A 13838-nucleotide genomic window follows, 5' to 3' on the forward strand; every position below is an offset into this window, starting at 1 on the left:
AACTTGTAGGATATCCTATGCCGACTTTTGGGATATCCTACAAGTTAAAAAATGAGGTCAGGGGATGGGGGCGTTCCGGTGAAGATCATTCTGGCGGGTTCCAGTCATTGGCATGCCGGGATGCATCTCGATGCCGCACGGAGCTGTGATGCGGAGATTATCGGGGTCTGGGATGAATCCCCGGACAAGGCGCAGGCTTTCGCATCGGCCCATGGACTGAAGGCAATTTCCACCTTTGACGGCGTGCTGAAGGGCGGCGCGGATCTGGTCGTGCTGATGGGACATCCGTCGGCGGTTCCGGCACGGGCGCGGCAACTGATCGAGGCGGATATGCCGCTGATGCTGGAAAAACCCGCCACCAGTCAGACGGCGCGTCTAGCCGAACTCGCAGATCTCGCGCGGCGACAAAATCTGTTCATCAGCGTTCCGCTGCCCAATCGTTTCGGCCCGGTTTTCACGGCCTTGAGCGATCTGAAGTCTGCCGACCGTGCCGGTCCCTTAGCCCATGCGCATTTCCGCCTAGTGAATGGCCCGCCCGAGCGATATGCAGCCGATGGCGTCGCCTGGGTTGTCGATCCGGATGTCGGCGGCGGCGGTGCGCTGCGCAACCTCGGGATCCATGGGGTGGATGCGGCCCTGTCGATGGCACAGGGGAAGCTGCGTTTGATCTCGTCCAGCATCGGAAATCGCATCCACACCAGCCCCGTCGAGGATCATGCGCTGCTGGTGCTGGAGGATGAAGCCGGAGCGCTATTCACCGTGGAGGCTGGCTATACCTATGCCTCGCTGAAACCCGGCGGTGATTTCGAGTGGCGTGTTGTGACGTCCAATGCAACCTTGATCGACCGGGGAGACAGCGCCCTCTGCGCCACTCTGGACGACGGGGTATCGGTCGCATTGGCGCCCGAACCGACGGCGACGCGCTATCGCCTCTGCATGCGCGATACCTTGGACAAGCTGGCGCGCGGTGAGGCGCCGACAATCTCGCTGAATGACTATGTCGCGGCCATGTCGCTGATTGATGATGCTTACGGGAAGGCAGGACGATGAGTGGATCTGGGATCGGTATCGGTATTCTAGGGGCGGGCGACTTCGGCGCGACCCACGCAAAGGCCATGCGGGAAGTGGACGGCGTACGTCTTGTCGCTGCTTGCCGGGGCGACGTATCGGCGCTGGATGCCTTCACGGCTGAGTATGGCGGCAAGGGCTATGCTGACTGGCGGGATTTGCTGGCGGACAAGAGCGTCGATGCCGTGGTGATCGCCGCTCCCCATGCCCTGCACGAGGAGATGGCCATCGGCGCGGCGGAAGCCGGGAAACATATCCTGCTGGAAAAACCGATGGCGCCTACGGCGGCGGCCTGCGATGCGATCAATGCAGCGGTGGCCAGGAACGGGGTGACGCTGCAGGTCGGCCATATGATCCATTTCGCCAAACCCGTCATGGCCGCGCGCAAGGTGATCGAGGAAGGCACCATCGGCCGCCCGCTCATGGGGTCGAGCTGGATGATCAAACTCTGGATGGAGCATAACCGCCGCCCCTGGCATCTGAAATATGGCACCGGTGGTGGCATGCTGATGACCGCCGGTATCCATGCGCTCGACCGGCTGGTCTGGTTGATGAATGACGAGGTGGCCTCGGTCAGCGGCATGCTGGGGGCGAAGTCTCACGATCAGGAAGCCGACGATACGGCCTTGCTGGGATTGCGCTTTAAGCGCGGCGGCATGGGACAGGTCCAGAGCGTCGGCTACCGCACCGGCGCAGGCAGCTTTGCCATGGATCTGGTCTGCGAGGGTGGCACCCTTCGTATCGATATGGATCGCGGCACGATGCTGGGTCGCGATACGAAATGGACCGAACTTCCCGATACGGTCGAAGCGAACTGGATGCATCACGCGGTTCGGCGTGAATGGGAAGGGTTCCGCGATGCCTTGCGCGGCACCGCCCGGGTCCAGGTCACCGGCGCCTATGGCCGGAATATCATCGCCATCATCGAAGCCGCCTATGCCTCCAACCTCTCCCATAAAGAAGAGACGATTGCCCATGTCCGATAACCGGGATGCCATTGCACGCGATATCGCCGCCGCCTATCGCGATCCGACCAAACGAATCTCCGCAGCCCGCCTGACAGGCCTCGAGCGGGCCGATGCCATGGCGATCCAGGGGGGCGTGCAGACTCTGCTGAATGAAACCGTCCCCGTTGCCAAAGTCGCGCTCGGAAAAGATGGCGTCGGGCTCGCCGCCCCGATCTTCTCCGCCCTAGTCCGCGACAGCGGCGCCGAGATCGTTCTGGGGGAGCGGGATTTTGTCGGGCTGGAGATTGAAGTGGCCGCCCGCCTGCAGGCCGATATCACCCCCGACCTCGCCAAGGCTGGTCCCGAGGCGGTGCTGGGCGCTATCGAATATTTCACCCTGGGTATCGAACTGATCGGCTCGCGCATTGATGACCGCACGGCGGCAGGCCCCTTCGGTCCGCTGGCCGATAATATGGTCAGCGGCGGCTATGTGCGGCGCGCCGATGCCTTACGCCATATGCCTATTGTCGATGGGCTGCCGGTCACGATGCTGTGTGACGGATCGGTTGTTCAGAGCGAGGTGGCCAAACACCCCTTCGGCGATCCGGTAAAGCCTATTCTGGCCTATGCCCTGGCTGCCGACGATCGTTTCGGCGGCTTGCGCCGGGGGATGCTGGTCACGACCGGCTCGCTGTCACCTCTCCTCATTCCCCAAGGTCGGGGGCGGATCGAGATAAAGCTGGGCGATCTGCCCTCTGTCTCCGTGGTGTTGCGATGAGCGATCCGCTTGCAAGCCTGCCTCCCGGCGCCCCCAGGGGTGTCTGGGGCGCGGTCATGCTCGCCATCGATGGCAAGGGTGAGATCGATTGGGGGGCAACAGAAGCGACTATTGCCAAGCTTTGCGATGCGGGCGTCGCCGGGGTCTATTCCAATGGGACCGCTTGCGAATTCCATTGCCAGACCGAGGCGGAGTTCGACCGCCTGAGTGAGTTGGTTGCTTCGGTCGCAGGCAAGGCGAAGGTGCCGTTCCAGATCGGTATCAGCCAGTCCAATCCCCGTGTCGCGCGCGACAGGCTGCGCCGGATCTCGGGCATCGGGGCGGCAGGCGCACAATTCACGCCGCCCGACTGGTGGGCGCCCAGCGAGGATGAGGTGACGCGGTTTGTCGAAGGGCTGGCGGAAGCTGCCCCGCAGATGCCGCTCATCCTCTATAATCCGCCCCATTCCAAGCGACGCCTGACGCTTGAGCAGATTGCAGCCTTGCGGACGGCAGTGCCGACGCTGATAGGCGCCAAGCTGCCTGCCGGGGATGCCGATTGGTATGCGGAGATGCGACGCCTGCTGCCCGGCTTTTCGGTTTTTGTGCCGGGCCACACCTTGGCCAGTGGTTACGCCCAGGGTGCCCACGGCAGCTATTCCAACGTCGCTTGCCTGAGCCCCAAGGGCGCGCTGTCCTGGTGGGAGCAGATCCGGCGCGATCCAGAGGGCGCGCTTGCCCTGCAGGCTCGCATCCAAGCTTTCATCACCGACCGCGTGCTGCCGTTCCGGGCCCGCTATAACGTCAGCGATGCCGGACTGGACAAGGCGATTGCGGCGGCGGGCGGCTGGGGAAATATCAGCCCCCGTCTGCTCTGGCCCTATAGCTCGGTGCCGGAAGCCGAAATCGCGCCGCTGGCTTCAGCGGCGCGGGCAGCTTTCCCGGAGTGGTGGAGCTAGTTCGCCGCTGGATGCGTCGCAAAATAGGTCCCTTGGAGCTTCAGCGGCGCATAGCGGCTGTTGATCTGCTCCAGGGTGGCCTGAGGATCCAGGTCGGCGAAAAGCTCGGGCTGGATCCATTTTGCGAAGGCTTCGATCGCCACGATATTGAAGGGCGAATTATAGAAGCTGTGCCAGATGCTGTGGGCGCGGCCCTTCTGCACGGCGCCCAGGATCTTGATCTCCGGCGCGGTGAGATAGCGGCCCAGACTGTCGGCGGCCATAGCGGGGGTGATGCCGTCGCCCAGGGCGACCGGGGTCTTTCCAGCCTGATATTCCCCCGGCGTGCCGGACGCTGTGCCGATCCAGACGTCGGGATTTTCCGTCAGCAGGAACTCCGCCGAATGCTGGGCGGTCGGCCCCAGGGCTGCGGCATCGGCGATATTCGTGCCGCCCACCAGTCCGACAATCGGCCCCAGCATGCCATCGGCCATACCCCAGCAGCACTCGAAACGCCCCGGATGGGCTTGAACGAAGGTGCGCGGCCTGTTGGTGGCCTTGGCGGCGCGCTCGCGGATCAGGGCGAGGCGCTGGGAGTAGAAATCGATGTAATCGGTCGCTTTCGCCTGCGCGCCCAACAGCTCGCCGAGCAGGGCGATGGAGGGCAGGGTGTTCTGCAGCGGATCCTGGCGGAAATCGATGAAGACGATCTTGATGCCGGCGCGTTCCAGCAGTTGCATCAGCTCGGCATTGCGGGCACCCGGCCCATGGTCGCCAAGGCCGAAGATCGCAACCTGCGGGGCAAGGGCGATGATCTTCTCGGGCGATACGCTGTCGCCGCTACCCGATCCAAAGAGGGGGATGGCACGGGCAGCGGGGAATTTCTCGAAAAGCTGCTTTTCCAGACCTGGGTCAGTATAGCCCAGCGTTGACATCATCCCGACCACACCCTCGACCGGATTGTCCGGGCGCAGGAGGGCGAGCAGCGGGATATAGCGCCCCTCGCCCAGAATGATGCGTTGAACCGGCCGCTCGATCTGAACCTTTCGGCCCGCAAGATCGGTCAGTTCGATGGTGTCTGCTGGCGCTGCCCCGGGGGACAGCACCAGCGTCGTGAGGACAAGAAGCTTCTTCAGCATGCTTAGTAGGTCAGCTTGGCCTTGATCAGGAACGAACGGCCGGGTTCATAAAGCGGCCGGACGTTGGAGAATTCCTGACCATAGGTAGCACGGTCGGCATAGGTCTCGTCGAAGAGATTGTTGGCTTCGAGACGGACGGTCAGATACTGCGCCATGGTCGGCTGATATTCAGTATAGAGGCCGACAGCGGTATAGCCCTTGAGCGGCAGCAGGCCCTGATCCTTGGGATCATTGTTCTGCAGCGCGGCGTCGACGGAGCCGCCAATGGTCAGGCCGATGCTGTCAAAGCGATGGAAGGCCTCAAGCGCGATCAACTGGCCGACCGGGGTAGCTAAATACTGGCCAAAGTCCGAATCGCCGCTGGTATTGCCGACCTTGAAGTCCGTGTCGGTATAGGAGATGCGGGCAAGGCCGCTGCCCCAGTTATAACCTGCCGACAGGCTATAGCCTTCGGTCTTGAAGTTGCTGGTGATGCTGGGGCCACCGCCGAAGGCTTCGTTGCGGGCGTTCTTGAAGTCGCTGCGGAAGACGCCTGCACCGAAGCTGAAGCCTTGGTGATTGACCTCAAAACCCAGGGTGTAGTTGTTCGAGCGGACCGGATCGATCCCGGCGACATAGGACCAGCCGGGGTTCATGATGAAGTTTTCGGCCAGGGCGATACCGCCGAAGACATTGGAATATCCCGCCTTCAGGGTGACGATCTTGAAGATGTCATAGGCGCCGGAGATGTTCCCGCTCAGGCCTGAATGGGTGATCTCGGAGCCATCGACCCCTTCGAACTTGTGCGTGTCGCCCCGCAGACCAAACGACAGGCGCAGATCTTCGACCGGAACAAGACGCGCCTGGGCATAAAGACCGTAGTTGCGGGCCTTTTCGCTGATCTCGGTGCCGGGTTCGCGGTAACGGGCCTCGTCATCATAGAAATCGGCACCCACCGTCACGGTATCGGCGGTGCGGAAGTGGAAGCTGTTCTCGATCTTGCCGGACAGGCTGCTGGTATCGCCGACGCTGCCCCATGGCTGGGGAACGCCCAGCTCGGTCTTGCCGTAGCCGAGAGTGATCTTCGGATCCCAGATGCCGACCGGCTTGGTCAGATTATAATTGAAGGCGTAGTTCTGCCGTTCCATGTCGTAAAGGCGCAGCGGGGCCGTCGGCGGCAGAAGGCTACCGATATTAGCGCGGAAGCGGCGGAAAGCCTTGTCGACGACCTTCTCGCCCGACAGCTCGAGCCGATGGCCGCCTTCGCTCTCGTAGGCGCCTTTCAGCAGGTAGCTGTCGAGGTTGGCGGCGGTGCCCAGGGCCTTTTGACCCGAACCATCGCGATAGCTGTTGCCATCGGCGAAATTGGCAAAGCCGATGGCTTCGAAGCCTTCCGCACGGCCATAGACCGACGCGCCCTTGGTGAAGGTATCGCCATTGGTCTCATAGCTGCTGGTCAGGAAGCCGCCCAGCGAACGACCGGGTGCCAGCAGGTCGGCTGCATCGACCGTTTCATAGACAATCGCACCACCCAGCGCGCCGGGACCGGCGTCCGCTGGGGCGACACCCGGATCGACGCGCGCCATCTTCAGCAGCGACGGATCCATCAGGTTGGTGCCGCTATGGTGGAAGACCTTGTTGTTCTGGCGGGCGCCGTCGATACTGACGGCGAGGTTGGTCTCTTCCACGCCCTGGACATAGACCTTCTGGCTCATCTGCTGGGCGCCGCCGACCGACACGCCGGTCTGACCTGCGAAGACCTGCTTCAGGGTCGGGGCGTTGCGGCGGGCAAGCGTTTCGCTATCCACCACGATGGAGTTTTCACGGTCGGCTGCACCTGCGTGTTTATCCTCGACCCGGCGGCCCTCCAGGGTCAGCGGTGCCAGCGTCGTCGCGCTGCTCTGCTGGGCGCGCTCGATGATCGCCGTCCCGTTGCTGCCGATACGGAAGGTCAGACCTGTGCCGCCAAGCAACTGACGCAGGGCGGCATCCGGTGCCATGGTCCCCGAGACAGCAGTGCTGGATGCGCCGCGCACCAGATCGCCAGGCGCGCTGACCTGGAGATTAGCCTGACGGCCGAACAAGGCCAGAGCATCCGGCAGGGATTGCGCGGGGATGCTGAAGGGCACCTGTGCAGCCTGCTGCGCGACGGCGGTGGTGGCGGTCGCCGCCAGGATCATCGTGCTTCCCAGCGCTGTCGATACCGCCAAGGCCGCCAGACGCAGGCCCACCATCTTCTCAACCGTTCCCCGGATCATCTTTCTTGTCGCTCCCCAGCGTGAAATATCGTCGCGATCTTTTGCGATTGCGACGCAATAAAGGTGCATGATCTAAGGACGACGGCACCGGGGGCGGTGTTCAAAAAAAAACTTAACTATTTTTCGATTTCGGAAATGACGGTGATCCAGGGGGTGATGCGCGTGATCTTGGCGCCCTGGGTCGCGGCCACAGCCTGAAGGGCGGCAAAGGGGTCAGACAGCTTGTAGACGCCGGTCAGTGGCTGTTCAGCGAGCTTATCGCCCCGCAGCAGAAGCATGCCGTCGAAATAGGGACGCAAATCCTCGATCACCGCACGCACCGGGCGGTCCTTGGCAATGAGATAGCCATCCTGCCAGGCCGCGATATCCGTCGTCGGCATCTTCCCCTGATCCTGTTGTCCGGACCAGGAAGCATGGAGCCAGTCGCCCGCCTGAAGGACAGTGGTTGAGGCGCCGTTCCTGACGCTGACCGTGCCGCTACGAACTGCAACATGAGTCGCCGCATCTTCCCGGCGTACTTCGAAGGAAGTTCCCAGTACGGATGTTTCGACAGCTTCGGTTTCGATCCGGAAGGGGCGGGTCGTATCCGGCGTCACATCGAAGAAAGCCTCGCCTGACAGCAGGTGCACCCGACGGTCGCCGGATGAATAGGTGACAGAGAGAGCGCTCTGCGGACCAAGGCGGATCTTGCTGCCATCCGCCAGCGTGACAGCCTGGGTCTGGCCGGTGCCGGTTGTATAATCGGCGGTCCAGCGTGCGACCTGGCCGGAAACCAGCAAGCCAGTGACGCAGGCCGCGATGGCGGCTGCCCAACCGATGACCAATCGTCTCCGTCCTGGGTGACGGGCTGTGGGGAGGGTGGAGCGGTGGGCGATATCGGGGAGCGGGCGGGGGCCTTTGCTGTTTGCGGCTGCGGTTGCCCAGCTGTCGCGATGTAGCGGCACCGTCATGCCCAGCAGCTCATAGGTGCGGGCGATCTCTTCCCAGGCGATGAGGTTGGCCGGGTCGGTTTCAAGCCAGCGAACGGCGCGGGCATGCAGGCCGGAATCGTCCGGTGCATCGAGCAGAGCGACCAGCCATTCGGCGGCCGTACCCGGTTCGCTGATGTCCCTCATATCCGAACGCAACTCCCCTTCCGACAGACCTGTCCGTGCGGTCTCTGTCTTAAGGACGCTCTGGTCCTGTGAATGTTCAGACGGTCTGCGCATTACTTGCCGTAAAGCCGCTGGCGGCAATGTTCAAGGGCTTCGATGACCAGCGAGTGTGCGCGACCGACTGAAATGCCAAGGTGATCGGCAATCTCGCGGAAGGTGCAGCCGCCAAAACGATGCATCTCCAGGGCGGTGCGGGACCGGAGGGGCAGGGCGGCGATAGTCTCGGCTATGATCCGCAGATCCGCGCGATCTCCAGCCTCGGTTTCGGGAGACGGGCTGTCCGCTTCGATCTGACCAATCGCATCATCGCCGTCGTCGACCATGCGGTCGCGCTCGCGGTTGATGCGGCGTCGGATGTCGAGCGAGAGGTTGCGCACGATCCGATAGAGATAGGCTGCAGGATCCCCTAGCGACTGTTCGGCTGCTGCGGCGTCGAGGCGCAGATAGGCTTCCTGCACGACATCCTCGGCATGGGCCATATCCCCGACGATCCGGTAGGCATAATTCACCAGCCTGCCGCGATGTGCGGTGAAAAGATCCAGCATGAGCCGCGTATGAAATCCTATTAAATGATAATGGTTATTAATATCATTGTTGTTTGACGAACGCAAGCTCGCCACAACGACCGGGCGGTGCGGATTGGGATAATTGCGAATTGCTCTCGGTTGAACCGGCCCTAACCGGATATGGATATATCCTATATTGGAATAGGGATGCGTCGCCTCGATCGACTGGATGGCCGTTCGAAGTCAATTGGCTCGCGAGTATCGTCTGGGGCGTCCCACGCCTCTGGATCGATTGGCCGGGTCTCAATGATCCGCGACGAGGCCAAGCCTGCGTTTCCTTGCCCCAATCGACGATTTTTCGCCGATGTCCAAAAGCCGTCGGTCCTCAAGCAGACTGATTTTAATGGAAATGGCGCACCCGATACGATTCGAACGTACGACCTCTGCCTTCGGAGGGCAGCGCTCTATCCAGCTGAGCTACGGGTGCATCGCCAGAGCAAGCCTTATCGGCTTGGCCGGACACTAGCGGATCGAATTGCCCGCTGCAAGCTTATGATGGTTATGCCTCTGGCGTGCGCCGCTTTCAGCGCTTAACTTGTTGATACGAATTGATAAAATTGGCCGTGTTTGAGTCGTGCTGCTTTGAAGGGGAGGGGCTTTTCGGAGCGGGCTTAAGCTAAAGAATAGGATTTTTGCTGATGTGTATTTTGTGGGATGATTTATGAAATATTATTTTATTTTTTTATTTAAAATCATAAATATAAAATATTATAGTTTCAAATCTCATTGAATAAAAATATATTCTATATAATTTACAGTGGTTATTATTTCATGAGAGTTGCATGGGGACGGATTTTAACATTAGTATTATTTCTTTGTTATCCAAGTATTTTGGTGGGCGTAAGGAAGCGAGCATCGCCACCAAGAAGAAGTCCAATAACAGCGAAAACATCGCGGGCCCTTAGAGCGCCGCCCAAATCGGCAGTAGCAAGGGCGATCCAGAATGCGACGACGGACGGCGATACCGATGGGACTGGTTACACCGACGTTGGCTCGACGGTCGAACATCTGGTGCCCCACATCGGTGACCAGTTCGGCTGATCGACGAACTTGGTCAATCGAACCAACTTCACCGCGGTTTATCGGGTCGGATTTCCGGCTCGGTGGCCGCGATGAAGTGCTTTAAAGGGTAGGGCAGTCAAAGCCACGGCGCCCCGATCTGACTGATAAGACTTCAGTATAACCTGGCTGAATGCGCCTCGCAAAATAGCGACTTTGACACTTATAGTCCCCTCCAATTAACTGGACCGAACCAAAAAAGCGGAGGCCATAAATGTCTAAAAGGGCGCACGTCGGGGTTTTTACTACTTTAACGCTCTCGTTATTGCTTGGTGCAGCAATGCCGCAGGTCGCGGCGGCACAGACTCTTAAGGTTGGGGTGGCGGCTGCCGATATCTCCACCTTGGATCCGATGCGGGCAACGCAGACTCAAGACACGGCAATTGTGTCCTGGATGTTCAGCGGCCTTGTCCGCTTCGCGCCGGGTAGCGCAGACCCCTCAAAGATCGAGCCCGATGTGGCCGAGCGCTGGACTTCATCGCCTGACGGCCTGGTCTGGACCTTCTATCTGCGCAAGGACGTCAAGTTTCATGGCGACTACGGATTGCTGACGGCCGAGGACGTGGTCTTTTCGCTGATGCGGGCCAAGGATGCGAAAGTTTCCTCCTATTCCAGCGATTATGCCGCCTTCAAGACAATCGAGGCCGTCGATCCTTCGACCGTCAAGATCACGCTGAGCGAGCCTGTTCCGGGCTTCCTGGGCCTAGTCGCCAATTACCACGGTGGCAATATCGTCAGCAAAAAAGCTGTCGAGAAGTTGGGCGCCGACTTCAAGAGCAATCCCATTGGGACTGGTCCGTTCAGTTTCGAGCGCTCGGTAACCCAGCAGGCGGTGCATCTCAAGGCATTCCCCGGCTACTTCCGGGGGGCGCCGAAGTTGGATGGTATCCGCATCGATCTCATTCCCTCTGACTCCAGCCGCGATCTGGCGTTCCGGTCGGGCGAGCTGGATCTCTTTTATGGTAAGCGGGAGCAGCGCTGGGTTGATCAGGCCAAGAATTGGGAGAATGCTGTCGTCGATATTTTCGCGCCCGGCGAATATCGCACCGTGTTCCTGAACCTGAAGCATGCGCCGCTCGACAATTTGAAGGTTCGCCAAGCCATCGCCCATGCGGTCAATGTCGATCAGATTGTCCAGTTCGTCGGCAAGAGCGTCGGTCTCAAGGGCTGTTCGGTCGTGCCGTCAGGGTATCTCGGCGAGGATTGCACCTGGGCCTATAAGTATGATCCGGCCCTGTCTAAGAAACTTCTGCAGGAGGCGGGGCAAGCCAAGGGCCTGAAGCTGACGGCGGTGACCTCGTCCAACTCGGCACAATTGCCGATCATGGAAGTCCTCCAGGCCCAGCTTGGCGAAGTCGGCGTGACGCTGGAACTGAAGGTGGTCGACCATCCCACCTATCACGAACAGATCCGCAAGGATGCCAGCGACCTTATCTTCTATGGCGCCGCGCGCTACCCGGTGGCGGACAGCTATCTTAGCCAGTTCTATCACTCGGATGCGGCGATGGGGAAACCCACGGCGGTCACGAATTTCGCCCATTGCGATGCAGCCGATGCCGAAATTTCAGCAGCGCGCTTGGCGGCAACGGACGAGGAACGGCTGAAGATCTGGGCGGCTGCCCAGAAGAAAATCCACGAGCAGGTGTGCGGCATCCCCTTGTTCAGCCTGATGCAGGTCTGGGTCCATAACAAGGCGCTGAACTACGGCTACGAGATGAAGGGCTCGCTCAATCTGGCTCCGCCGATCACCGAGCAGACTACCCTCAAACGCTGATATCTCTCCCCAACCATAACTCCCCCAACCGACTTCCCGGCCCGGCATCTTCTTGGTTTCAAGGAAATGCCGTGGGCCGGGTTTTTTTATTGGACCGAGGGGATCATAGGCTTTTGAACGGCGGCGCGGACTTCCTCAACGAAGTCGGCGGCCAATCCGCTATTTCGCGCCCGAACGGGCCTGATCATCTGATTCTCGATGTATAGCGCCGGCAGGAACGGGCGCACGGCGACCCGACCGGCAACAAACTCCATGGAGAGCGGGTCGGCGATAGTAATGCCGATCCCGGCGGCGACAAATTCAGCGACATTCGGGGCGCTGGTAGCCTCGATCACGACATTCAGGCGCTGTTCGTGCGCCTTGAAGACCGCATCCACCTTTCTGCGCGTCATGCCGGAGGGGCCGAAGGCGACAAAGGGCTCGCCCGCCACGTCCTCGGGCGTCAGTTCGCTCTTGGCGCACAGCCGATGCCCCAGGGGAAGCACGACCACGGCGGGTGGAGTCTGCAGCGTCTCGACGACCATCGAAGGGTGCTCCAACCCGCTGATGACCAGGGCGACATCCAGGCGGCGCAGCAACACAGCCTCAGTCAGATATTGCGAGGCCAGGGTCTCCACGGACAGAAAGACATTGGGGTGACGGGCCTGAAAGCTGGCGACCACGCGGCTCATGAACGGTCCTGAGAGCGCGGGCATGGCGCCCACAAACAGATGGCCGTGCTCCTCGCGCCGGATGGCATCCACGGCACGGGCCAATTGGTTCACGCCGCCGAAGATACGCTCCACCTCCTCGTAAAGCCGCATGCCCCGACCGGTGGGCACCAGGCGCCCGCTGTCCCGCTCGAACAGCTGCAAACCCGTGTCGGCTTCCAGGTCCTGGATCAGCTTGCTGGCAGCGGGCTGGGAGATGCGCAAGGCCTCGGCGGCACGGCTTACCGTGCCTGCTTCGATCACGGCCATCAGGGCTTCGAGCTGACGCAGGCTAGGATTTCTCATGCGTATAACCCCTGTGAATACGGCGGGCAAAAGAGCGACTTTGACTCTCTACCTGCACTTCCTAAGCTGGACAAGAGGAAGGGGACAATAACGTGGACGCAGAGGTCATAATAATCGGCGCCGGTGTTGTCGGCGCAGCGCTAGCCTATGGCATCGCCAAGCAGGGACGTCGGGTGATGGTCCTGGATGGGGAAGATCGCGATCTTCGTGCAGCCCGCGCGAATTTCGGCCTTGTCTGGGTACAGGGCAAAGGGGCGAATGCGCCCGACTATAATCAGCTGACCCGCCAGAGCGCGGATCTCTGGCCAGAATTTCTCCGGGAACTGACCGACGCAACCGAGGTGCGGGTCGATTACGCCCGTCCGGGCGGTCTGGTCTTCTGTCTGGGACAGGCGGAATATGATGCCCGCACGGCGCTGAACCAGCGCATGGGCAATGCGGATACACGCATGGTGGAGCGGGCGGAACTCGACCGCATGCTGCCTGCTGCGAAACTTGGTCCCGAAGTGATGGGCGCGAGCTATTGCGAGAGCGACGGACACGTCAATCCGCTCCAGCTTCTGGCGGCGCTCCATCGCGGAATCGCCGTGCATGGCGGGACCATTCTGTTCCGTAATCCGGTGAAAGCGATCACGCCAGCTGCCGATGGTTTCACCGTCGAAGGGGCGTCTGAGGAATTCAAGGCCAAACAAGTTATCGTTGCCGCAGGTTTGGCGACCCCCTCGCTGACTGATCCTCTGAACTTCACCATTCCGCTGCACTCCGAACGGGGGCAGTTGCTGGTGACGGAACGGATCGAGCCGATCCTGCCGTTTCCCGGCAGCGGTTTGCGTCAGACCGCCGATGGCACCGTGATGATCGGGGCCACCAAGGAAGACGAGACCGACAGGGGCGTGACGGTCGCATCGGCAACCAGACTGGCCACCCGGGCAACCCGGATTATCCCGGCGCTGAAATCTGCGCGGCTTGTCCGCCAATGGAGCGGGTTCCGCGTCATGCCGCCGGATGGATCGCCGATCTATGCCGAGTCGGCGGATCATCCCGGGCTGTTTGCCGCCGCCTGCCACTCCGGGATCACGCTGGCGGCGGCTCATGCTGCAATCGTCGCCCCCGCCATGCTCGAAGGCCGGTTGAAGGCCGACCTGTCTGCTTTTTCGAATGGAAGATTTGATGCTTAGAAGCGTGTTGCAAACGGGGGCGAGGC

The 13838-nt window shown here is 61.0% G+C and carries 11 protein-coding genes and 1 tRNA gene; 6 read left to right on the top strand and 6 right to left on the bottom strand.

The features are described from left to right. Positions 1 to 51 precede the first annotated feature (51 nt). From ACFSM5_RS08215 to ACFSM5_RS08230, 4 genes are read left to right on the top strand one after another with little or no spacing between them, the layout of a single operon-like run. Complete coding sequence (locus ACFSM5_RS08215; protein WP_379875839.1) at positions 52 to 1050, top strand: Gfo/Idh/MocA family protein; 999 nt, start codon at positions 52 to 54, stop codon at positions 1048 to 1050. Further along, a complete protein-coding gene (locus ACFSM5_RS08220; RefSeq protein WP_379875840.1) occupies positions 1047 to 2054 on the top strand; it encodes a Gfo/Idh/MocA family protein in 1008 nt (335 codons plus the stop codon). The genes ACFSM5_RS08215 and ACFSM5_RS08220 overlap by 4 nt, the downstream gene beginning before the upstream one ends. Further along, positions 2044 to 2793, top strand: coding sequence for a hypothetical protein (locus ACFSM5_RS08225; RefSeq protein WP_379875841.1), 750 nt, complete (start codon positions 2044 to 2046; stop codon positions 2791 to 2793). The genes ACFSM5_RS08220 and ACFSM5_RS08225 overlap by 11 nt, the downstream gene beginning before the upstream one ends. Further along, entirely contained in the window at positions 2790 to 3731 is a 942-nt protein-coding gene (locus ACFSM5_RS08230; RefSeq protein WP_379875842.1) for a dihydrodipicolinate synthase family protein, read from the top strand. Before ACFSM5_RS08225 ends, ACFSM5_RS08230 begins: the two co-directional genes overlap by 4 nt. Here ACFSM5_RS08230 and ACFSM5_RS08235 read toward each other — a convergent pair. The 5 genes from ACFSM5_RS08235 to ACFSM5_RS08255 all read right to left on the bottom strand — a co-directional run bounded on the left by ACFSM5_RS08235 (position 3728) and on the right by ACFSM5_RS08255 (position 9233). Further along, positions 3728 to 4849, bottom strand: coding sequence for an ABC transporter substrate-binding protein (locus ACFSM5_RS08235; RefSeq protein WP_379875843.1), 1122 nt, complete (start codon positions 4847 to 4849; stop codon positions 3728 to 3730). The two genes, ACFSM5_RS08230 and ACFSM5_RS08235, sit on opposite strands and share 4 nt — an antisense overlap. A gap of 2 nt (positions 4850 to 4851) precedes the next feature. Then, complete coding sequence (locus ACFSM5_RS08240; protein ID WP_379875844.1) at positions 4852 to 7086, bottom strand: TonB-dependent receptor; 2235 nt, start codon at positions 7084 to 7086, stop codon at positions 4852 to 4854. 116 nt (positions 7087 to 7202) lie between these two features. After that, positions 7203 to 8201, bottom strand: coding sequence for a FecR family protein (locus ACFSM5_RS08245; protein ID WP_379875845.1), 999 nt, complete (start codon positions 8199 to 8201; stop codon positions 7203 to 7205). A 92-nt stretch (positions 8202 to 8293) separates the two neighbouring features. After that, entirely contained in the window at positions 8294 to 8785 is a 492-nt protein-coding gene (locus ACFSM5_RS08250) for a sigma-70 family RNA polymerase sigma factor (protein WP_379875846.1), read from the bottom strand. A 371-nt stretch (positions 8786 to 9156) separates the two neighbouring features. Continuing rightward, positions 9157 to 9233: transfer RNA gene (locus tag ACFSM5_RS08255), tRNA-Arg, on the bottom strand. Positions 9234 to 10145: 912 nt separating this feature from the next. Here ACFSM5_RS08255 and ACFSM5_RS08260 point away from each other — a divergent pair. Further along, a complete protein-coding gene (locus ACFSM5_RS08260; RefSeq protein WP_379875847.1) occupies positions 10146 to 11639 on the top strand; it encodes an ABC transporter substrate-binding protein in 1494 nt (497 codons plus the stop codon). Positions 11640 to 11725: 86 nt separating this feature from the next. Here ACFSM5_RS08260 and ACFSM5_RS08265 read toward each other — a convergent pair whose 3' ends face one another. Next, a complete protein-coding gene (locus tag ACFSM5_RS08265) occupies positions 11726 to 12634 on the bottom strand; it encodes a LysR substrate-binding domain-containing protein (RefSeq protein ID WP_379875848.1) in 909 nt (302 codons plus the stop codon). Between the two features lie 92 nt (positions 12635 to 12726). On the opposite strand from ACFSM5_RS08265, the gene ACFSM5_RS08270 reads away from it, so the two are divergent. Next, the gene (locus tag ACFSM5_RS08270) at positions 12727 to 13812 is read left to right on the top strand and encodes an NAD(P)/FAD-dependent oxidoreductase (RefSeq protein WP_379875849.1); all 1086 of its coding nucleotides are present in this window, start codon (positions 12727 to 12729) and stop codon (positions 13810 to 13812) included. Positions 13813 to 13838 lie beyond the last annotated feature (26 nt).

This window comes from Lacibacterium aquatile (assembly GCF_042683105.1).
GTDB classification, from domain to species: domain Bacteria; phylum Pseudomonadota; class Alphaproteobacteria; order Elsterales; family Elsteraceae; genus Lacibacterium; species Lacibacterium aquatile.